Source organism: Bifidobacterium sp. LH_417 (genome assembly GCF_056357035.1).
The window spans coordinates 77,239-97,281 of sequence record NZ_JBKEVI010000003.1 but is presented as its reverse complement, the minus strand read 5'-3'; the positions used below and the strand labels follow the sequence as shown (position 1 = coordinate 97,281).

General features: G+C 62.6%; 20 protein-coding genes and 1 pseudogene. 17 read left to right on the top strand and 4 right to left on the bottom strand.

Features of this window, described 5'->3' with window-relative positions; genetic code table 11:
• Nucleotides 1-119: 119 nt before the first annotated feature.
• A complete protein-coding gene (locus AC1AYR_RS03450) occupies nt 120-818 on the bottom strand; it encodes an SOS response-associated peptidase (protein ID WP_476511406.1) in 699 nt (232 codons plus the stop codon).
• Between the two features lie 86 nt (nt 819-904).
• Between AC1AYR_RS03450 and AC1AYR_RS03445 the strand changes: the two genes are divergently transcribed.
• A complete protein-coding gene (locus tag AC1AYR_RS03445; RefSeq protein WP_476511407.1) occupies nt 905-1,666 on the top strand; it encodes a TetR/AcrR family transcriptional regulator in 762 nt (253 codons plus the stop codon).
• A 420-nt stretch (nt 1,667-2,086) separates the two neighbouring features.
• On the opposite strand, the gene AC1AYR_RS03440 is transcribed toward AC1AYR_RS03445, so the two are convergent.
• Nucleotides 2,087-2,503 carry a peptide deformylase gene (locus tag AC1AYR_RS03440; RefSeq protein ID WP_476511408.1) on the bottom strand — a complete coding sequence of 139 codons (417 nt, stop codon included), beginning with the start codon at nt 2,501-2,503 and terminating at the stop codon, nt 2,087-2,089.
• A gap of 100 nt (nt 2,504-2,603) precedes the next feature.
• Here AC1AYR_RS03440 and AC1AYR_RS03435 point away from each other — a divergent pair.
• The 4 genes and pseudogenes from AC1AYR_RS03435 to AC1AYR_RS03420 form a co-directional block, all read left to right on the top strand.
• Nucleotides 2,604-2,999 (top strand): annotated as a pseudogene (locus AC1AYR_RS03435) (VOC family protein); the annotation flags it as partial.
• Nucleotides 3,000-3,068: 69 nt separating this feature from the next.
• The gene (locus AC1AYR_RS03430; protein ID WP_476555136.1) at nt 3,069-6,014 is read left to right on the top strand and encodes a TOTE conflict system archaeo-eukaryotic primase domain-containing protein; all 2,946 of its coding nucleotides are present in this window, start codon (nt 3,069-3,071) and stop codon (nt 6,012-6,014) included.
• Nucleotides 6,015-6,087: 73 nt separating this feature from the next.
• Nucleotides 6,088-6,948 (top strand): deoxyribonuclease IV, encoded by an 861-nt coding sequence (locus AC1AYR_RS03425; protein WP_476511409.1) that lies wholly within the window; start codon nt 6,088-6,090, stop codon nt 6,946-6,948.
• A 58-nt stretch (nt 6,949-7,006) separates the two neighbouring features.
• Nucleotides 7,007-7,621, top strand: a complete 615-nt coding sequence (locus AC1AYR_RS03420; RefSeq protein WP_476511410.1) for an NAD(P)H-dependent oxidoreductase — start codon at nt 7,007-7,009, stop codon at nt 7,619-7,621.
• Nucleotides 7,622-7,739: 118 nt separating this feature from the next.
• On the opposite strand, the gene AC1AYR_RS03415 is transcribed toward AC1AYR_RS03420, so the two are convergent.
• Both AC1AYR_RS03415 and AC1AYR_RS03410 read right to left on the bottom strand, forming a co-directional pair.
• Nucleotides 7,740-9,152 carry a sensor histidine kinase gene (locus tag AC1AYR_RS03415; RefSeq protein WP_476511411.1) on the bottom strand — a complete coding sequence of 471 codons (1,413 nt, stop codon included), beginning with the start codon at nt 9,150-9,152 and terminating at the stop codon, nt 7,740-7,742.
• Nucleotides 9,149-9,826, bottom strand: a complete 678-nt coding sequence (locus AC1AYR_RS03410) for a response regulator transcription factor (protein WP_476511412.1) — start codon at nt 9,824-9,826, stop codon at nt 9,149-9,151. Before AC1AYR_RS03410 ends, AC1AYR_RS03415 begins: the two co-directional genes overlap by 4 nt.
• A gap of 173 nt (nt 9,827-9,999) precedes the next feature.
• Here AC1AYR_RS03410 and AC1AYR_RS03405 point away from each other — a divergent pair, with 173 nt between their 5' ends.
• The 12 genes from AC1AYR_RS03405 (at nt 10,000) to AC1AYR_RS03350 (ending at nt 20,024) form a co-directional block, all read left to right on the top strand.
• Entirely contained in the window at nt 10,000-12,087 is a 2,088-nt protein-coding gene (locus tag AC1AYR_RS03405) for a bifunctional indole-3-glycerol phosphate synthase/tryptophan synthase subunit beta (protein WP_476511413.1), read from the top strand.
• 40 nt (nt 12,088-12,127) lie between these two features.
• Entirely contained in the window at nt 12,128-13,000 is an 873-nt protein-coding gene (gene trpA / locus AC1AYR_RS03400; protein ID WP_476511414.1) for a tryptophan synthase subunit alpha, read from the top strand.
• 84 nt (nt 13,001-13,084) lie between these two features.
• Nucleotides 13,085-14,026, top strand: coding sequence for a prolipoprotein diacylglyceryl transferase (lgt, locus tag AC1AYR_RS03395; RefSeq protein WP_476511415.1), 942 nt, complete (start codon nt 13,085-13,087; stop codon nt 14,024-14,026).
• A 73-nt stretch (nt 14,027-14,099) separates the two neighbouring features.
• The gene (gene rpe / locus AC1AYR_RS03390) at nt 14,100-14,768 is read left to right on the top strand and encodes a ribulose-phosphate 3-epimerase (RefSeq protein WP_476511416.1); all 669 of its coding nucleotides are present in this window, start codon (nt 14,100-14,102) and stop codon (nt 14,766-14,768) included.
• 68 nt (nt 14,769-14,836) lie between these two features.
• Entirely contained in the window at nt 14,837-15,100 is a 264-nt protein-coding gene (locus AC1AYR_RS03385) for a phosphoribosyl-ATP diphosphatase (RefSeq protein WP_034528235.1), read from the top strand.
• Between the two features lie 58 nt (nt 15,101-15,158).
• Nucleotides 15,159-16,010, top strand: coding sequence for an ATP phosphoribosyltransferase (gene hisG, locus AC1AYR_RS03380; protein WP_476511417.1), 852 nt, complete (start codon nt 15,159-15,161; stop codon nt 16,008-16,010).
• 49 nt (nt 16,011-16,059) lie between these two features.
• Nucleotides 16,060-16,710, top strand: coding sequence for a CDP-alcohol phosphatidyltransferase family protein (locus tag AC1AYR_RS03375; protein WP_476511418.1), 651 nt, complete (start codon nt 16,060-16,062; stop codon nt 16,708-16,710).
• Complete coding sequence (locus AC1AYR_RS03370; RefSeq protein ID WP_476511419.1) at nt 16,707-17,696, top strand: DUF881 domain-containing protein; 990 nt, start codon at nt 16,707-16,709, stop codon at nt 17,694-17,696. The genes AC1AYR_RS03375 and AC1AYR_RS03370 overlap by 4 nt, the downstream gene beginning before the upstream one ends.
• Nucleotides 17,696-18,028, top strand: a complete 333-nt coding sequence (locus AC1AYR_RS03365; RefSeq protein WP_476511420.1) for a DUF1290 domain-containing protein — start codon at nt 17,696-17,698, stop codon at nt 18,026-18,028. Before AC1AYR_RS03370 ends, AC1AYR_RS03365 begins: the two co-directional genes overlap by 1 nt.
• A 58-nt stretch (nt 18,029-18,086) precedes the next feature.
• Nucleotides 18,087-18,878 (top strand): DUF881 domain-containing protein, encoded by a 792-nt coding sequence (locus tag AC1AYR_RS03360; RefSeq protein ID WP_476511421.1) that lies wholly within the window; start codon nt 18,087-18,089, stop codon nt 18,876-18,878.
• 6 nt (nt 18,879-18,884) lie between these two features.
• Nucleotides 18,885-19,322 carry an FHA domain-containing protein gene (locus AC1AYR_RS03355; RefSeq protein WP_055427277.1) on the top strand — a complete coding sequence of 146 codons (438 nt, stop codon included), beginning with the start codon at nt 18,885-18,887 and terminating at the stop codon, nt 19,320-19,322.
• Between the two features lie 51 nt (nt 19,323-19,373).
• Complete coding sequence (locus tag AC1AYR_RS03350; protein WP_476511422.1) at nt 19,374-20,024, top strand: MerR family transcriptional regulator; 651 nt, start codon at nt 19,374-19,376, stop codon at nt 20,022-20,024.
• Nucleotides 20,025-20,043 lie beyond the last annotated feature (19 nt).

The following is a 20,043-nucleotide window of genomic DNA, read 5'->3' as shown; positions in this document are numbered from 1 at the left end:
GCGTGGTCGTTGGTCTTGCTCCCATTCTCCCATCCCGTAGGGGGTAAGGCAATCGGGGGATTCCCTGATTCTTCCCCGAGAGTCCTCGATTCACCCGTCATGCAGGATTCATCCGGGTCTCAGAACAGCCGGATTGGTTCGACGTGTTCGACTGGTCGGATGAGATGCCCGCCGTCGCCGTCCGGCGGCAGCGGCGCGACCTCATGGAACCGCAGCCGGCGCGACAACTCCATTCCCCGGTCGCGCAACGGGCCGGTCAGTAGTGCGCCGTCGATCGCGCGGTCCAACCATGCCGCGGTCATGTCGCCCGGCACGAGCAGCGGCATGCGGTCGTGCACGCTCGCCGGTCCGTCCACGGCCGGGCAGGTGACGATCGTGGCGGTCAGCTGCCACGGCGAAAACTCGGAGGCGCGCCACCATGAGTACAGCCCGGCCATCGTCAATGGCGCGTCTTCATCCGCGTGGAAGTAGAACGGGCGCTTGCCTTTCCACTCGTAGTATCCGCTCGCGGGGATGAGGCAGCGCATGGAGCGCGTGGATTCGGCGAACGTGGGTTTGGCGTGGATGGATTCGATGCGCGCGTTGTACGTGGGGTAGGGGAGTGTTTTGCTCGGGCTCCAGCGTGGTACGAGCGTCCAGTACGCGCCGGTCAGGTGCCGGTGCCCTTCCCGTCCCTGCGCGACGACGCCGATGGTCCGCGTGGGCGCGATGTTGTACGAGGGACGCGGCAGCCGGTCGCGGCGAACGTCGCCTTCGTCGACCGCAAGCCATCGGGCAACGGCGTCCCAATCCAAATCCAGCGCGAATCTCCTGCACATGCGGTCAAGTGTACGCGCGCGGTCCTCTCGCGGGTACGATAGGTGGTGTTTGCCGCGGTGATGCGCAAGATGCGAGGGAGGATGCCATGTCCGTTGATGCGATGGAAGGCGACGGCGCGCTGTCGCGTCGGAATGCCGTCGCCCCGGCGGCGGACGAGCCGTCCCTGTTCGACGAGGAGGAGAGCCCGCGTCAGACGAGTCGTCGCGGTGTCTCGATGAAGGCGACGGTCGCGCGCGCCCGCTGGCAGCGGCGTAAGAAGATCGCCACGCGTACGACGATCCGCGAGACCGCGCTGCGCCTGTTCGACGAGCACGGCTACGACAAGGTCACCACACAGCGCATCGCCGACGAAGCCGGCATGTCCGCGATCACCCTGTTCCGGTACTTTCCAACCAAGGAAGATCTCGTCATCGGTTTTCCGACGGACGGCGAGCTGTTCGCCGACCTGCGCCGGGAGATCGGCGAGCGGAAGGACGGCGATCCGATCGGCTTCGTCCATCGCGTGGTCCCGCAGGTGATCGGCGGGCTCGAACCGTCCCAGTTGGATGGATTGGCGCGCCGGCTGCGCATCGTGCGTTCCGATGACGGGTTGCGCGTGGCGTTGTACGCCCGTATCCCGCGGTGGACGGATGCCGTCTCGCGATTGTGGGGGAGCGGTGGCTCCGATTCCGATGGCGACGACCGTGCCGGCTTCCCGGTGCGGCTGTCGGTCTCGCTCATCATCGACTGCATCATCGAATCCCTGCTGGAATGGTCGCGCCGTTGCGACGAGGGAGCAGACGGCGAGGATGCCGTCGACGTGCTCGTCGATGTCGTCTCCGAAGCGATGGAAACGCTTCCCCGCTGACACTGCCGATTTGACCGGAGTCGGCTATTGCATGCTCCACCACCGTAGGTGATAGGCGGTTCATACATGCCCAATATTCATATGATGGCGACTGTCGTATGAATAGAAACGTTGAAATTCCGCCATTTGAAAAGTATCGCATTCTATGCTGCCGCAGTGCTGGCTATTCTATATGTAATACACTGTCATTTGAAATAATCAAGCGTTGAATACACATATGAATGTGACTTTCATATGAAAGAATCCAAAGGTTCGGAACCTTCTGATTGTTCCGACTCGTCATTGAGTACGGATTCGATATGTTCTACTTCGTGAACGGCTCCGACGTCTTGTCGGGCAGTGTGATCTCGTCGGACGTCAAATCAAGTTCGACGGAATCGAGGAGTGCCGGCAACTGTTCGGGCGTGCATGCGGATCCGCTCAGATGATCACGCCGTCGCAGTGATCGATTTCATGCTGGATGATTTCAGCGGTGAACCCGTCGAACATGGTGGTCGCCTCGCGCCAGCGTCGCGTGCGGTACGAGACGGTGATGCACTCGTAACGCGTCGCCGGCCGCACGCCCTCCAGGGACAGACACCCCTCCTCGGTCTCGTAGCGGCCCGACCGTTCCACGATGACCGGGTTGAACATGAGCATGTTCCGTCCGGTCGCCTCGTCATGGAACACGATGATCCGCTTGGCGACGCCGATCATGTTCGCGGCCATGCCGACACACGAATCCGCATGCGCCGTCAACGTGTCCACAAGATCCGCACCCACCGGCAGATCGGCCTCCGTCGCCTCGACGGACGGCTGCCGCAGGAACGCCTCGGAGGTCATGATCGTCCGTTCCATGATGCTTCCTTTCGCCGGTCGTGGTGAACGCTCCGATTGTACCGATTCCCGCAAGCACCCCCATGAACCGCGCCATGCCGGCACGCGCTACAGTGAAGACATGCTCGACCATCTGACGCTCACAGTACGCGACATCGACCGCAGCGTCGCCTTCTACACGAAAGCCCTCGCACCCCTCGGCTACATCATCAAAGCCCACCATGAACCCACCCTCGGATTCGGTGTCGACGACGGCACCCCGCACTCCGACTTCTATCTGTCACCAGCCGACAACCCGGACGCGACCGGTACGCCGCGAACCCACGCCTGCCCGGTCACCCACATCGCGTTTCTCGCACGGGATAAAGCCGCCGTATGCGCCTTCTACACGCAGGCGCTCGCAGCCGGAGGCCGGGACAATGGCGCCCCCGGCCCGCGCCCCTACCATCCCGGATACTATTCGGCGTTCATACTCGACCCGGACGGCAACAACATCGAAGCCGTCACCGACTGGTCCGGCTGGTACGGACGGTTGGAACCGCCGGAACCGGAGCTGCGGGAACGCGAACATCCGGACGCGCCCGACGTGGATCCGGGGAGCACGGCCGACATCGACACATCGCGGAATCCGGAATCCGATAGCAATAGCGACGGGCCGATTACCGCTCACAGTGCGCCTGAGCGGAAAATCAAGTTGTTCCGCTCCCTGTTCCGTGGGCGTGACGACGTATACGCGCATGGTTTCGTATCCAAGAAAACCGGGAAAACCGGGTATGCGCCGGCGGCATGGAACGAATGGACCGTTCTGACGAACGGTAAGCGCATCCCCACGCCGTCGGAACAAAGACGATGCAAGCCCCTGACCGACCAAGTGCTGCTCGACCATTTCACCAAACGGGACGAACGGCTCACCAACGTCGTCGGACTCTACCCCTTGTCCAAGGAATCAACGGTCTGGTTCCTCGCCATCGATTTCGATGATGACGGATGGCAAGACGAGATCCTGACGGTTCGAGACGTATGCAAACGACATGGTCTGGAGCCGGCCATGGAACGATCACGTTCCGGAGACGGCGGACACCTGTGGCTGTTCCTCACCGAACCGATGGATGCGGCACAAGTCCGACGTATGGGCGAGACACTGCTTACCGAGGCCTCCGAACGGACACGAATGTCGTTCCACTCCTACGACCGCATGTTCCCCAACCAGGATTCTCTGCCCGCAGGCGGATTCGGCAATCTGATCGCACTCCCGTTGCAACGCATGGCACGCGACAACGGCAACAGCGTATTCATCGACGAGCATTTCACGCCCTACCCGGATCAATGGGCGTACCTCTCCTCAATCAGGCGGATCACTCCCGAACAGGTTCACGCCATCATCGCGACAGCCACAACGCGTGGAACCTTGGGAGAACTCGCCGTCGATGGCTCACAACAAGTCTCCAATAAGACGAAAGACAGCAGCCATCAGTCACACACCATGCCGCACGCACTCTCGACGGCGGACACGCCGCGAACCCTCACCATCATCGAACGCGGCATGCTCGCCATACCCAAGGACGGCATGACCGCAACCGCGCTCAACGCGATCCGCCGGCTCGCCGCGTTCGCCAACCCCGACTTCTATCGCGCGCAGGCGATGCGACAACCCATCTACGACAAGCCACGCATCATCTACCGGGGCGAGGAGACCGACGACACCATTCTCCTGCCGAGAGGCTGCAAAGAATCCCTGGCCACACTACTGGACAGCACCGGAACCACGGTGGTCTACTGCAACGAACGCAATCCGGGAGAACCCATCCAAGCGGAATTCACCGGCACGCTACGCGAACGGCAGAACACCGCCGCACAACACCTGCTGAGACACGATGACGGTATCCTCGTCGCCCCGACGGGATTCGGCAAGACCGTAATCGCCGCGAACCTCATCGCCGAAAGGAAAACCAATACGCTGATCATCCTGAGATCCTCCGCACTACTCGGACAATGGAAGGAACGACTCGAACAGTTCCTCGACATCACCGCGACACTGCCGCCGATACTGACCAAAACCGGACGCGTCAGCCGAAGAAAACGGCATGTCATCGGACAGATAGGAGCCGGACGCAACGAACCCAACGGCATCATCGACATCGCACTGGCACAATCACTATTCGACAAAGGCGACATTCCCGGAGAAAAACACGTCAAGAACCTGATCAGGCGCTACGGCATGATCATCTTCGACGAATGCCATCACGTGGCATCCGTCGACACCGAGGCGATCGCCCGCGCATCCGACGCGCGATACATCTACGGATTCACCGGAACCCTGAAACGCGACGACGGCATGCACCCCATCGTCGCCATGCGATGCGGTCCGGTCCGCGACACCGTCGACGTGAACGAACACATGGCGACGCAACGATTCTCCCGGCGATACACGCCACGTTTCATCCCAATCAACCTCGACCTCGCCGAACCATACACCTACCACGAATACCTCGAAGCCGCATGCGGCAATGGACGACGCAACGACATGATCATCGACGACGCCATGACCCTCATCGGCGAAAACAGGACACCCCTACTGCTCACCAAACGAATCGAACACGCACAAGCGCTCGCGGACATGCTTCGGGAAAGAGGATGCGATCATGTGATTCTCCTCTACGGCGCCGAAACGAAGAAAACACGAAACGATAAACTCGAACAACTCAAGCACATCCCCGCACAGGAGAGTCTCGCCGTCGTGGCGACCGGAAGCTACATCGGCGAAGGATTCGACTGCAGTCGACTGGACACGCTCATGCTCGTCGCACCCGTATCCGTCGAAGCATCGGTCACCCAGTACATCGGACGACTGCACCGGGACAATGACGGGAAACAAGAAGCACGCGTCTACGACTACATCGACGTGACCATTCCCATGGCCGTCAACATGTACAGCAAACGCCTGAAAACATACGCAACCCAAGGATACACACCGATGCAACCAGGCAACGAATCCGACATGATGCGACAAGCCAAGACGAAAGCCCTGACGGAACGCGATAACACGACGGCCAGAGAACCTGCAGCCGCCGGACGACATCAGCATGGACAAGACATACCGATCGTCACGGCAGACGAATTCCATACGATGTTCGGCAACGACATCAGACGCTGCCGACGACGGATGGACATCCATGCCGGATACCTTACGCGACACGCCATCGACCAGTTCGCCGATGTCATCCTCGAAGCGACCGGCAGGGGAGTGACGGTCTCCGTCAACATACGTACCCCAGCAACAGCGACGGCAACATCACGATCGCGGACACAACGCAACATGGACAGACTCCGCTCTTTGGGATGCACGGTACAAACCGCGGAGACATGTAGCGAATTCGCCGTATTCGACGACGAACTCATCTGGTTCGGCACCATCGACCTGATGGGAACGCCCAAACCCGACGACATCTCACTGCGATTCGCAGACGCCCGGACGGCACGACTACTCATCGAAAGCGCACACGAGAATGGAAAAACAACGAGCCGGACATGAAAACCGAACACTACAATCAACGAAACCCCAAGTTTCGAAAACCGCACAGGCCACACGGAAGGAAACCACGACCATGACACAACCACTCATCGGATCGCACCTGTCCACCGCGGGCGGATGGGACAAGCTCATCGAACGCTCGCACGAGGAGCACGGCACCACATTCGCGTTCTTCCCACGCTCCCCATACGGCAGACGGTCGAAAGCCCTCGATCCGGACGGCGCCGCCGCGTTCGGCGCGCACCTGAAAACCGAACACTACGGGCCACTCATCGTCCACGCGCCCTACGTGTACAACTTCGCCGGCAAAGACGAAGGCAAACGAGCATTCGCCATCAACGCGCTCGCCGAAGACATGCGGCTGCTCGCCCCCATCCGCGCAGCCGGACAGGAGACCTACCTCAACATCCACCCCGGCTCCCATGTGGGGCAGGGCGCCGAAACCGGATGCCGGCTCATCGCCGACGCCCTGAACCGCGTAACCGAACAGGCTGGCGACACGGGAATCCCGATCCTCCTGGAGACCATGGCCGGCAAAGGCACCGAATGCGGACGCAGCTTCGAGGAGATCGCCTCCATCATCGACCGGCTCGACGATTCCACGCACATAGGCGTCACATTCGACACCTGCCACGTGTTCGACGCCGGCTACGACATCGTCGACGACTACGACGGCGTAATCCGACAGTTGGACGACGTCATCGGACTCGGCAAAATCAAAGCCATCCACGCGAACGACTCCATGTACGGACTCGCCTCCCACAAAGACCGCCACGCCAACATCGGCGACGGCAAACTCGGCCTGCAATTCTTCACCCGTCTCGTCAACGACCCACGACTCGGCACGCTGCCGATGATCCTCGAAACCAAGGAAACCACACCCGACACGCACCGCAAGGAAATCACACTGCTGCGAAACCTCCGCGAACACTAAGCGCCACACCACAACCCGCCACACCACAACCAGTCCCCAACAGCGCGACAATGGAACCATGAACACCAACACCACACCCACAGCACTCATCATCACCGCCAACCCCGAACACCACAGCCTCACCAACGCCGCCGGCAAAGCCTTCGCCGAAGGATTCCGCGCACACGGCGGCAACACCGACACCCTCGACCTATACGACGCCGGATTCAACCCCGTCTACACCAGCGCCGACCGCGCCCACTACCTCGGCAAAGCCGACATGCCCGAAGACGTCGCCGCCATCCAAACCCGCCTCGCCCAAGCCGACGTGATCACACTCGTCTTCCCCATCTACTGGTACACCATGCCAGCCATGATCAAAGGACTTTTCGACCGCGTCATCTGCCGCGGCTTCGCCTACAACGCCGACGGCACACCCGGCGCGCTCGCCGGCAAGGCGGTGCGCGTCATCATGCTCACCGGCGGCCCGGAATCCTGGTACGAGTCCGACGGGATCGGCGAGGCGCTGGACAACCAGATCCGCCGTCAGACGTTCATGAAGTACTGCGGCGTCAAGGACGTCGAGATCGTCTACGTCGACAACCTGTCCATGGGCGACGACGCCCCGGCCAAGCGCGAGGCCGCCACCAGCCAGCTCGACCGCATCAGGAGGATGGGCGCCTCGCTCGCCTGAATCCGGACGGACAGACAGATACCGGCAACGGCAATGAGGGTGTTCGCCGGCCATCATCCCGCTTCTACGCGGGACGGCCGGTGAACACCCTCATCATGTTCCATATCGGGGTTTCCGTTCACGCCGTACGCAGTCCGACGATCGCCGCACGGAATCCGCAGTCATCGGTGCGCGACAACCGCAGCTCCGCACCCATGGCCCTGCACGCCGCGTCGGCGATGGACAGTCCCAATCCGGCTCCATCCGAAACACCGATGCGCGAATGCGTTCCGCGATGGAACGGCTGGATTAATTCGCCGAGATCATCCGGCAGAGTCTCGTCGGTCGTATTCTCGACGACGAGACGCAGCGTGCCGTCATCATCGCGTTCGGTCCCGATGGTGACGGAGCCTCCGTCCATGTTGTGCACGACCGCATTGCGCACCACGTTGTCGACCGCCAATGCCAGCAGCGCCGAATCCGCCGATACGTGGATCCCATCATCATCGCCGATTACGATCGTGATACCACGTTCGTCCGCGTCGCGGGACATCCTGTCGACGGCGTCCCTCAGACAGGAGCCGATGTCGGTCGTTTCGGTGCCGGACCGGGAGGGTTCACCCTCTCCAGCGTGTGAATACATGCCGCTTTGAATACGGGACAGAGTGAGCAACGCGTCGACGAGTCTTGCGCCGCGTCGGTTCGCGGCCAAGGCGCGACGCACCGACGGCTCCACGTCGGCGGGGAAGCGTCCCTGCGCGAGCGGCGCGTCCAGATTCGTTTCGACGGCGGCGATCGGCGTGCGTAACTCGTGCGAGGCGTTCGCCACGAACCGTCGTTCCGCTTCCGACGTGAGCTGCACCCGATCCAGCATCCCGTTGACCGACGAAACGAGGCGGTCGATGTCGTCGTGCCTTTCCTTCACGTGGATACGGGATGATGGATCGTCCGGCGGCAGCGCGGCGATCTGCCGTTCGACGGCGGTGACACGGTGCGACAGCATCGTGCCGATACCCCACGCGGCCGCGACGGCGAGCAGGCCGAACACGATTATCTCGGCAAGTGACACGATGCGCATCGTGGAGACGAAATCGTCGGCGACCGCGTCCGCCGTGCCCGTCACGATATCCGTATACGACCATGACGGTTTTGATCCGTTCGACTCTTTGCCGTCCTCGTATTGCACCCATGCGCGGGAGCCGGAATCCGAGCCGATCCGCAGCTGCGTGCCATCGCCGGCATAGCAGGACACCGCGGCGGATCCATCGGTGGCTTCGGCCGCGGTCCCCGTAGTCACTGTCGTAGTGCCGTCCTCGTTCATGCACATCACGATGTCCCCGCCATCACGTTGCGCCGCGTGGGAGACGATCAGGTTCTGCGTGACGATCAATGCGGCCATCATCGCGATGACGATGAACGCGACGGCGAGGGTAATCCGCGTGCGGAACGTGTGCGGTCGCAGCCGTGCCATCCACGAACGGAAGCGGGTCTCCTGCTGGGGATTGGTGCCCGGTGCCTCATCGGGCGTCCGGATGCTATCGGTGGCGTTCATTGCAGTCGGTATCCTTTCCCGCGCATCGAGACGACCATGTCACGGTCGCCCAGTTTGCGGCGCAGCGTATAGATGGTGGTTTTGACGAGATCGGCCGCCGTGGCGTCGGTCGCCGGATCGTCCCATACGGCGTCATGGAGGGTGTCGGCGCTCACATATCCGCCGTCGGCGAGCATGAGTTCGGCCAGGACGCCGTATTCCTTGGGCGTCAGGTCCACGGGGACATGACCGGAGCCAGCGAAGGCGAGCCGCCGTTCCATATCGAGCGTGACGTCACCGCGTGTGAGCACGGCGGTGTCGTCACGCGAGCCGGCGGCCGTCCGGCGTCGTAACGCACGGATGCGGGCGAGCAGCTCGCGGTAGGCGAACGGCTTGGTCAGATAGTCATCGGCCCCAAGATCAAGACCGCCGACCCGGTCATCGAGGGAAGCCGCGGCCGTGAGCATGAGCACGGCCACGGGGATACGATTCTCCGTGATTGTCTTCATCACCGCGTCACCGGACAGGACCGGAAGGTCCCGGTCAAGCAGTACGACGTCGGCATCCGTCGAGGAGAGGAGCCGTAACGCCTCGACGCCGTCGCCGGCGACCTCGGTCTCGTACCCTTCATGGCGCAACGCGTCATCCAGAGCCGCCGCCAGATCGCCGTCGTCTTCGACAATCAGAATCCGCATCATTCCCTCCTTGTCGTCGTCACCATTGTGCGATTCCCACGGTAAGGCGAAAGTGAGGCGTCCGTACCGGGGGTGAACACGCATGCCCGGAATGTAGGACGCGCATGCCGTTTGCGAACGCGGGTGGCCTATGGTGGCGCATGGTCACACTTCACGGAAGCAAAGGGAGGACCATGTCGGTACTGGACGAATTGGTGGCGGGCGCACTGGAGGACCAGCAGGCCCGTGAGCGCACCGTGTCATTGGAGGACGTGAGGAAGGCCGCGCTGGCGGCCCCCGCCCCGATCGACGCGAAACGATGGCTCAAGCGCGCCGACGGCATCCCCGTGATCGCCGAGATCAAGCGCGCCTCCCCGTCCAAAGGTCACCTGAGCGACATCCCCGACCCGGCCGCATTGGCGCGGGAATACGAGCAGGGCGGCGCGAGCGCCATCTCCGTGCTCACCGAAGGACGCCGTTTCCTCGGTTCCCTTGACGACCTCGACAAGGTCCGCGCCGCCGTGCATATCCCGGTGCTGCGCAAGGACTTCATCGTCACCGACTACCAGATCTTCGAAGCGCGCGCCCACGGTGCCGATCTGGTGCTGCTCATCGTCGCAGCATTGGATGACGCGAAGCTGAAGCACCTGCTCGATCTGGCCCACGAACTGAAGATGACCGTGCTCGTCGAGACGCACACGCGCGAGGAGATCGAGCGCGCCATCGCCGCCGGAGCCAAGGTCATCGGCATCAACGCGCGCAACCTGAAGAACCTGAAGGTCGACGTCAACAAGTACGCCGAACTGGCCGACGACCTGCCGGACGACGTGATTCGTGTCGCCGAATCCGGCGTATTCGGCGCGGTCGAGGTCGAGGACTACGGCCGGGCCGGGGCCGACGCGGTCCTGGTGGGCGAGGGCGTCGCCACGGCGGACGACCATGAACTTGCGGTTGAACGACTAGTGAAGGCAGGAGCAAGAGTGAAAGCATCAGAAACCACCCCGTTGAGCGAACACCACGGCCCGTATTGGGGCCAGTTCGGCGGCCGCTACGTGCCCGAGGCGCTCATCACCGCCCTTGACGAGCTGGAGCGCGTCTATGACGAAGCCAAGAAGGACCCCGAGTTCCACAAGGAGTTCATGACGCTGCAGCAGCGTTACGTGGGCCGTCCCTCGCCGCTGACCGAGGCGCCGCGCTTCGCTGGACTCATCCGAGAGAAGACCGGGCTCGATGCGCGCGTCTTCCTCAAGCGCGAGGATCTCAACCACACCGGTGCGCACAAGATCAACAACGCGCTCGGCCAGGCGCTGCTCGTCAAGCGCATGGGCAAGACCCGTGTGATCGCGGAGACCGGTGCCGGCCAGCATGGCGTCGCCACCGCCACCGTGTGCGCGATGCTCGGTCTCAAGTGCCGCATCTACATGGGCCAGATCGACGCCCGCCGTCAGGCCCTCAACGTGGCCCGCATGCGCATGCTCGGTGCTGAGGTCGTCGAGGTCACGCTCGGCGACAGGATCCTCAAGGACGCCATCAACGAGGCGCTGCGCGACTGGGTCACCAACGTCAAGGACACGCACTACCTGCTCGGCACGGTCGCAGGCCCGCACCCGTTCCCCGAAATGGTGCGAGACTTCCAGAAGATCATCGGCGAGGAGGCCAAGCAGCAACTCAAGGACTGGTACGGCATCGACCACCCGGACGCGATCTGCGCGTGCGTCGGCGGCGGCTCCAACGCCATCGGCGTGATGAACGCGTTCCTCGACGACGAACGCGTCAACCTGTACGGCTACGAGGCCGGCGGCAACGGCCCCGAGTCCGGCAGGCACGCCATCCGCTTCGCCCCCGGCACCGGACAGCTCGGCATGTTCCAAGGCGCGAAGAGCTATCTGCTGGAGACCGACGAGGGCCAGACCCTCGACACGTACTCCATCTCCGCCGGCCTCGACTACGCGTCCGTCGGCCCCGAGCACGCGTGGCTCAAGGACATCGGCCGCGTCAACTACTCGTGGGCCACCGACGAGGAGGCGATGAACGCGTTCCGCGATTTGAGCCAGACCGAGGGCATCATCCCCGCCATCGAAAGCTCGCACGCGGTCGCCGGCGCGTACAAGGCCGCCGCCGACCTCAAGGCCAAGGGCTACGACAAGGCCGTGATGATCATCAACATCTCCGGCCGCGGCGACAAGGACATGGCCACCGCCGGCAAGTGGTTCGGCTACCTGACCGACGACCAGGCCAAGGCGCTCGAAGTGACCGGCGCGCACGGGAACACCGTCGCCTGAGCGGATCGAATCGGAATCGGACACAGAGGAGATTTTCGATATGACAAACGTTGCAACCACGCCCTCCGGTCAGCCGCTGGGCATCAGCCACAGGCCCAGCCCCACCGAGGCCATGTTCGAGAAGTTCAAGGCCGAGGACAAGCCGGCCTTCATCGGCTACCTGCCGTACGGCTTCCCGAACCCCGAGGCCTCGCTCGACGCCTTCCGCACGATGGTCGAGCACGGCGTCGACGCGGTCGAGATCGGCCTGCCGTACTCCGACCCGGTGATGGACGGCCCGGTCATCCAGGCCGCGTCCTCCATCGCCCTGAACAACGGCGAGACCATCCGGCGCGTCTTCGAGGCCGTGGAGACCGTGGCCAACGCCGGCGGCGTGCCGCTCATCATGAGCTACTGGAACCTCATCTACCATTACGGCGTTGAGAAGTTCGCTCGCGACTTCGAGAACGCCGGCGGCGCCGGCCTCATCACCCCGGATCTCATCCCGGACGAGGCCGGGGAGTGGATCGAAGCCTCCGACCGCCATGGACTCGACCGCGTCTTCCTCGTGTCGCCCGACTCCGCTGACGAACGCCTCGAAGTGGTCTCCCGCAACGCGCGCGGCTTCGTCTACGCGGCGGCACGCATGGGCGTCACCGGCGAACGGTCCAGCATCGACGCGTCCCCCGAGACGCTCGTCGCGCGCACCCGCAAGGCGGGCGCGAAGAACGTGTGTGTCGGCATCGGCGTGTCCACCGCCGAGCAGGGTGCGAAGGTAGGCTCCTATGCCGATGGCGTGATCGTTGGCTCCGCGCTCGTGCATACGCTGCTCGCCGACGACAACCGTTCGCCGCGCGACACGGCCGAAGGGCTGAGGCTGCTCGCCGCCAAGAGCGAGGAGCTGGCCGCCGGCATCCACGGGGCACGCGCCTGAACGCGATTCGTCCCGGCCGGAAGCCGTCTCGGCGTTTCCGCCGTTCTTGTGGTTTCCGGCCGGGACATGCGTAGGATGAGAGCCATGAATCTCGCATACATTCCTTCGCCGACGTTCTCGAAGTTCCAGATCGGTCCGGTGACCATCCGCATGTACGCGGTGTGCATCCTCATCGGCGTGTGCTTCGCCGTGTGGATTCTCACACGCCGCTGGAAGCGCGTGGGCGGCACTTTCGACCAGGTGCTCGACACCACGCTCGTCGCCGTGCCCTGCGGGCTCGTCGGCGCGCGCCTATACCACTGCATCACCACGCCAGCCGCGTATTTCCCTCCCACCGGCGACCTCGTCAACATCCTCAAGGTGTGGGAAGGTGGCATGGCCATCTTCGGCGGCATCGGCGTGGGTGCGCTGGCCGCGTTCCTATGGTGCCGCCACAGGCGGTACCCGTTCGCGCTGCTGGCCGACTGCCTCGCCCCGGGGCTCCTCGTCGCGCAGGCCATCGGACGTCTCGGCAACTGGTTCAACCAGGAGCTGTTCGGCTGGCCCACCACCCTGCCATGGGGGTTGAAGCTCAACGATTCGGCGGACGCCATCGGCAGCACTGAAGTATGCTACCAAGGCAGCGCATGCCCGTCCGGCACGCTGTTCCACCCCACGTTCCTGTACGAGATGATCTGGAACCTCATCGGCGCCGCCCTCATCGTCTGGCTCGGTCGTCGGTTCGCCGACCGTCTCAAGGCCGGCCAGCAGTTCGCCATGTACATGATCTGGTATGGTCTGGGCCGCACGTGGATCGAGAACGTGCGCATCAACTACTCCACCGTGATTCTGGGACTCAGGACCAACGTGTGGACCGCCATCCTCGTATGCCTCGCCGGTTGCATCCTGTTCGTCGCGCTGCACCGCATCGGGCAGGAGACATCCACGCTCGCGGCCCGTCTCAGCGCAGTCACCGCCGACGAACTCGAACGGCAGAAGCAGTCAGAAGAACGGTCCGCCGGAGAACGTGCGCGGAACGACGACTGAACATCAGGCGTCCCCGTGCCGCAACGCACCCGGAAGCCTCCCATAGTCCCATCTGATAGTAAGGTAAGGAACCATGAAGAAGATTGAAATCGCCCCCAGCATCCTGTCCGCCGACTTCTGCAACCTTGAGCGCGATCTCAAGGCCATCGACCACGCGGATCTCGTCCACGTCGATGTGATGGACCATCACTTCGTCCCGAACTTGACGCTCGGCGAGCCGATCGTCAAGCGCATATGCGAGGTCACCGACCTGCCGGTCGACGTGCACCTCATGATCGAGGATCCCGATCGTTGGGCCCCGGAGTATGCGAAGCTCGGTGCTGCCTCCGTGTCCTTCCACATGGGCGCCACCCACGCCCCGGTCCGTCTCGCCCGCCAGCTGCGCGACATGGGCTGCAAGGCGTGCTTCGCCGTGCGTCCCGCCGAGCCGGTCGAGCCGATCTTCGACATCCTCGACGAGTTCGACATGATCCTCATCATGACCGTCGAGCCCGGCTTCGGCGGCCAGAAGTTCCTCGACAACCAGATGGGCAAGGTCCGTCGTCTGCGTGACGAGATCACCCGTCGCGGCCTCGCGACCAAGATTCAGGTCGACGGCGGCGTGAGCCCGAAGACCGCGCACATCGTGGCCGAGGCCGGTGCCGACGTGCTGGTGGCCGGTTCCGCCGTGTACGGCGCCGAGGACCGTGCCGCCGCCATCGATTCCATCCGTGAGAAGGCCGCCGCCGCGTACCGCGACTGAGCGGATCGTCAGGGCGGGGTTCCCGCGGAATCCATAACCCGATATCAAGAAGAAAGCATCACAGACACATGAAGACGTTTGAATCGCTGTTCGCCGAACTGAGCGAGAAGGCCAAGACCCGTCCGGAAGGATCCCTGACCGTCGACGAGCTCGACAAGGGTACCCACTTCATCGGCAAGAAGATCGTCGAGGAAGCCTCCGAGACGTGGATCGCCGCCGAATACGAAGGAGCGGACCGCACCGCCGAGGAGATGAGCCAGTTGCTCTACCATGTGCAGGTCATGATGATCAAGCACGGTCTGAGCCTCGAGGACGTCTACAAGCACCTGTGACCTGCTTTCGCGGCGTGGGCGACACCGTCCACGCCGCCTTGATGATAAGGGGAAAATCATGCTGAGAATCGCAGTGCCCAACAAGGGCATGCTGTCCGAACCCGCCTGGAACATGCTGGCGGAGGCGGGCTACCGTCTGCGCACCAACTCGCGCCAGCTCGTCGTCGAAGATCCGGACAACGGCATCGAACTGTTCTATCTGCGTCCGCTCGACATCGCCGTATACGTCGGCCGCGGCGACATCGACTGTGGCATCACCGGCCAAGATCTGCTCAAGAACTCCGGCACCGCCGCGCTCGAACACATGCCGCTCGGTTTCGGAGCCTCCACGTTCCGCTTCGCCGCACCGAACGAGTCCTCCTTCGCCACGCTGAAGGACATCGACGGCAAGCGTGTCGCCACATCCTTCGACAAGCTCGTGCACGACTATCTCGTCGAGCACGGGATCAGCGCCGAGACCATCCACCTCGATGGCGCCGTCGAATCATCCGTGCAGTTGGGCGTCGCCGACCTCATCGCAGACGTCGTCTCCACCGGCACCACGTTGCGCAACGCCGGTCTGCGCGTCTTCGCCGACCCGATCATGCACTCGGAGGCGTGCCTCATCCGCTCGCCGCGACTGGACGAGAAGGACGAACGTCTGACCATCCTCAGCCGTCGTCTCGAAGGCGTGATCACCGCGCAGCGCTACGTGCTCATGGACTACGACATCCCCGTGTCCAAGGTGGCCGCCGCCATCGACGTGACCCCCGGCTTCGAGAGCCCGACCATCTCGCCGCTGCACGACAAGCAGTGGAACGCGGTGCGCGTCATGGTGCCCAAGGCGAAGGTCAACCAGCTCATGGACAAACTGTATGATGTGGGTGCACGCGGCATCATCGTGACCGCGCTGACCGCATCCCGTATCTGACCGAGCGGCCGGCACCATCCCACTTCCCAAGGCGAACGAAAACGACAGCATGACCGAACGCAACACCAAGTCGACATACAGTCCGGAACCACGTGACATCTATCTCACGATTCCGAACCTGCTCAGCCTGTTCAGAATCATTTCGATTCCGTTCATCGCATGGCTGATGTCTGATCACGAGATGGTGACTGCGCTGATCGTCCTGGCGATCTCCTCACTGTCCGATGGGTTGGACGGCATTCTCGCCCGCAAACTCAACCAGGTAAGCAAGATCGGTCAGATTCTCGACCCTCTGGCCGATCGTCTGCTTATCTTTTGCTCGATTATCGCCCTGGGGGTTGCGGGCATCATCCCATGGTGGATGCTCATCGTCGTCGGTATACGCGATTTGTTCATGGCAGTTCAGGTGTTGTGGCTCGCCCAGTACGGCTATGGCCCCCTGCCGGTGCATTTCGTCGGGAAGACCGGCACCGCGCTGCTTATGATGGCGATCGTGGCACTTACCGTGGCCGATCTCGGCACTGCGCCGCTCTTTCATCTACTGCATCTTGCCGCGCTGGCGGCTGGCATTTGGGGGGTGGCCATGTACTGGCTTGCCGGATACATCTATTTCCGGCAGGGGATTACCGTGTTGCGGCAGGAATTGCCGCAACGGCATGAACAGCGTGAGCGCGAGCGCCGCGAGAAGGCACGCGCATGAGTATGGATGGGGCGGCTCCAGCATCGTACCCGGCGGGGGAGGAAGCGGCGGGAAACCTGTCTCGTCGTCGGCGTGCAGCGTTCTCCCGCGCCTACGGCGGGTTGCTGTCCCATCATGCGGTGCGTCCGTCCACGCCGTTGGCAGAGCGCGAGCGTCGGCGGCGAATCCGTCAGGATGATTCACTCAGGCTCATCGACGATCTGACCAACCGGCCGCTCGACCCCATCTATCTGGATTCCAATCTCGCCTTCCACCGGGAGTCGTCGGTGATGATGTGGGGGACTCGTGTGATCTGCTTCGCCGTGTGCATCGGCGTTGGATTCCTCGGCAGCCTGTTTGTCCAGCAGCTCCATTCCGATCCAAGGAAGGAAGTACGGGCATCGCTCGCCGCGGAGCTTGAATCCTCTCAGGACAATGTCGACAAGCTTACCGGTGAAGTGGATTCGTTGCGAGGCGACATCGAACGTCAGTCGAAGCGTCTTGACGTAGCCGGTTCCACACAGACCGTTCAGAAAGATGAGATGGCCAGCGGTCAGGTGAAGGTCGCCGGCGAAGGCGTCACGCTCACCGTGTCCAACCCGATAGCCGCGGCCAATGGCGCCTCGAACGGTTCCACGCCTAGGGAGACATCAGGCCGTCATCTGCGCGTCGTCACCGACGCGGATCTCCAACAACTCGTCTCCCTGCTCTGGCAGTCAGGTGCTGAAGCGATCGCGGTGAACGGCCATCGGCTCGGCATCCAGACTTCGATTCGTACCGCAGGTGGCGCGATTCTCATCGGCTTGGACGCCGTCGACAGCCCATATCGCATCGAAGCCATAGGGGACAGGAGCGCATTGTCGCGAGTCGCCGACCCGGACAGACTCGGCAGTCTCTACGATGCCTACCAGGATGCCGGCATCACCTTGCAGGTGAAACAGTCGAAGTCGATTACACTGGAAGCGGCCGTAGTCGGAGACATCAGCTACGCGAGGAAGGCGAAGTAATGGCAGCAGTGCTCGGACTGATCATCGGCGTGGTGATCGGCGTGTTCGTCCAGCCGGACATTCCCGTATGGATACAACCGTATCTGCCCATCATGGTGGTGGCGGCGCTCGATGCGCTGCTCGGTGCCGCGCGCGCCTACTTCGAACGCCGGTTCTCCGACCGGGTGTTCATCATCTCCTTCTTCGCCAACGTACTGACCGCCACGTTGCTCGTGCTGCTCGGCAACCAGCTCGGCGTCGGATCCCAGCTGCAGACCGCTGTCATCGTCGTGCTCGGCATCCGCATCTTCTCCAACGTGTCCGCCATCCGCCGGTTCATCTTCCGAGGCTGACATGGCGAGGCGAGGCAGGAAGACGACGGCGCGGGGTGGCGGAAACACGATCGGCGAGATGAAGGCCCGGGACGACGCCGAGAAACGCAACGATTCGCTGGAGACCGGGTCGTTCCCGCAGGTCGGGGGACGACGTGAAGGCAAACGGAGTCTCGATGGCTCCGGATTCAAGACGAAACTCGCCTCGACGCTACTCGTCGTGCTTATGTGCGCGTTGCTTGGTTTCGGCTATATGACGCAGATCAACAACACGCAATCCACCTATGAGACGATGAGCGAGGACGAGCTCGTGAGGCTCATCAACGAAACCAGCACGCAGGCCACCAACCTCGAACAACGCAAGAACGAGCTCACCAACCAGCTGACCAGTCTCAAGGCCGCCGCCGACCAGCGCGAGCAGGCCGAGAAGATCGCCAAGCAGAACGAGGAGGCCAGCGGCATCATCTCCGGGCGTCTGCCCGCGCAAGGGAAGGGGGTGGTCATCCGCATCACCAAAGGCACGAAGCAGAACATCGACGCAGCCACATTGTTCACCCTCATCGAGGAGCTGCGCAACGCCGGTGCCGAAGTCATCTCGATTGACGACGTGCGTGTCGTCACATCCACGTCGATCGTCAAAAGCGATGACGGCAAACTGCAATGCGACGGCACGACGCTCGACACGCCGTACGTGGTGCGTGCCATCGGCAATCCGGGAGACCTGCAGAACGCGGTGAACATCGCGGGCGGCATCGGCTCCAGATTGAAGGTCATGTATGGCTCGCGCGTCACCGTCGAACAATCCGACGATGTCGTCATCAACGCCGTGCGCGGCGAAAAGCAATATAAGTACGCAAGGACGGTAGAATAAGGAACCATGACAGAACCAATTCCCAGCGCAGGCGAGACGACCATCATCGGTCTGCCCGCAATCACCATTCCCGTAACCGCGACCGGAGACCGTCCGCTCACCACGGAGGATCTCGACACCATCGCCCGACTGTCGGAAGGAACGGCTCTTCTGATCTCCACGCGAGGTGCGGTATCCGGCTCCCGTTATCTGCTTGATGAGGATGAGGTGACGGTGGGGCGTGACCCGCGTGCCGACATCCTGCTCGACGATTCCACGGTTTCGCGTTCGCACGCCGTGTTTCGTCGCGTCGGGGGAGTGTTCACCGTCGTGGACGCCGGCTCGTTGAACGGCACGTACGTGAACCGTCAGCGTGTCGATCAGGCCACGTTGAAGAACGGTGACGAGATCATGATCGGCAAGTTCCGTCTCGTCTTCTTCACGAAGTCGGCCGTCATCTCCTGAGTGTTGGAGCTCAGGGCGTAGACGGGGCGGAATACGACGAGGGGAGTGACGATGGACGAGGACGATCGTCGGCTTCATCTGCATGTGCGTCTTGAGGATCGCATGGATCTCAATGGGAACGCGGTGCAGGGGGAGTTGTTCCCCTCTTCCGACGACGAGGACATCATGCGCGGTTATCGGGGATCCATTGCCTCGAAAATCGCCGGAATCACCTATCGCCAGCTTGACTATTGGGCACGCAAACAGATTCTGGAGCCGTCGATCACTCCATCGCACGGCTCCGGTTCCCGTCGTCTCTACTCGTTCAAGGACGTCGTCATCCTCGCTGTATCGAAGCGTCTGCTCGACGCGGGCGTGAACCTTCAGAATGTGACTACGGCGATTAGTTTTCTTACGCAACGTTCCATAGGCCAGCTCGAGCACATCACCATCATGTGTGATGGGCAGCATGTGCATGAGTGCACCACCAGCGAGCAGATGCTCGACCTGCTGCAAAGCGGGAAGGCCGTGTTCGCGGTGTCGGTCGGCTCGCTATGGCACCAAATCAGAGTCGCATTGGAGGGGGAGGACTACGTCGATCTGACGAAATCCCCGGCGAAACGTTCCGTAGGTCGTCCCATCGATGACCTGACCGCCGCGCGCATGCGTAGGAAGATTCAGGAACGCCGGCGCCGGCGTGAACAAGAAACGGCGCAACGCTGAAAGCTTGGCAAGGAGGATC

Bases quoted from the DNA above. Each gene is read 5' to 3' on its own strand.
- AC1AYR_RS03350 (WP_476511422.1), top strand. From the start codon at position 19,374: ATGGACGAGGACGATCGTCGGCTTCATCTGCATGTGCGTCTTGAGGAT.
- AC1AYR_RS03385 (WP_034528235.1), top strand. From the start codon at position 14,837: ATGAAGACGTTTGAATCGCTGTTCGCCGAACTGAGCGAGAAGGCCAAG.
- AC1AYR_RS03415 (WP_476511411.1), bottom strand. From the start codon at position 9,152: ATGAACGCCACCGATAGCATCCGGACGCCCGATGAGGCACCGGGCACC.
- rpe (WP_476511416.1), top strand. From the start codon at position 14,100: ATGAAGAAGATTGAAATCGCCCCCAGCATCCTGTCCGCCGACTTCTGC.
- AC1AYR_RS03445 (WP_476511407.1), top strand. From the start codon at position 905: ATGTCCGTTGATGCGATGGAAGGCGACGGCGCGCTGTCGCGTCGGAAT.
- AC1AYR_RS03360 (WP_476511421.1), top strand. From the start codon at position 18,087: ATGAAGGCCCGGGACGACGCCGAGAAACGCAACGATTCGCTGGAGACC.
- AC1AYR_RS03370 (WP_476511419.1), top strand. From the start codon at position 16,707: ATGAGTATGGATGGGGCGGCTCCAGCATCGTACCCGGCGGGGGAGGAA.
- AC1AYR_RS03365 (WP_476511420.1), top strand. From the start codon at position 17,696: ATGGCAGCAGTGCTCGGACTGATCATCGGCGTGGTGATCGGCGTGTTC.
- lgt (WP_476511415.1), top strand. From the start codon at position 13,085: ATGAATCTCGCATACATTCCTTCGCCGACGTTCTCGAAGTTCCAGATC.
- trpA (WP_476511414.1), top strand. From the start codon at position 12,128: ATGACAAACGTTGCAACCACGCCCTCCGGTCAGCCGCTGGGCATCAGC.
- AC1AYR_RS03355 (WP_055427277.1), top strand. From the start codon at position 18,885: ATGACAGAACCAATTCCCAGCGCAGGCGAGACGACCATCATCGGTCTG.
- AC1AYR_RS03375 (WP_476511418.1), top strand. From the start codon at position 16,060: ATGACCGAACGCAACACCAAGTCGACATACAGTCCGGAACCACGTGAC.
- AC1AYR_RS03450 (WP_476511406.1), bottom strand. From the start codon at position 818: ATGTGCAGGAGATTCGCGCTGGATTTGGATTGGGACGCCGTTGCCCGA.
- AC1AYR_RS03440 (WP_476511408.1), bottom strand. From the start codon at position 2,503: ATGGAACGGACGATCATGACCTCCGAGGCGTTCCTGCGGCAGCCGTCC.
- AC1AYR_RS03425 (WP_476511409.1), top strand. From the start codon at position 6,088: ATGACACAACCACTCATCGGATCGCACCTGTCCACCGCGGGCGGATGG.
- AC1AYR_RS03420 (WP_476511410.1), top strand. From the start codon at position 7,007: ATGAACACCAACACCACACCCACAGCACTCATCATCACCGCCAACCCC.
- hisG (WP_476511417.1), top strand. From the start codon at position 15,159: ATGCTGAGAATCGCAGTGCCCAACAAGGGCATGCTGTCCGAACCCGCC.
- AC1AYR_RS03405 (WP_476511413.1), top strand. From the start codon at position 10,000: ATGTCGGTACTGGACGAATTGGTGGCGGGCGCACTGGAGGACCAGCAG.
- AC1AYR_RS03410 (WP_476511412.1), bottom strand. From the start codon at position 9,826: ATGCGGATTCTGATTGTCGAAGACGACGGCGATCTGGCGGCGGCTCTG.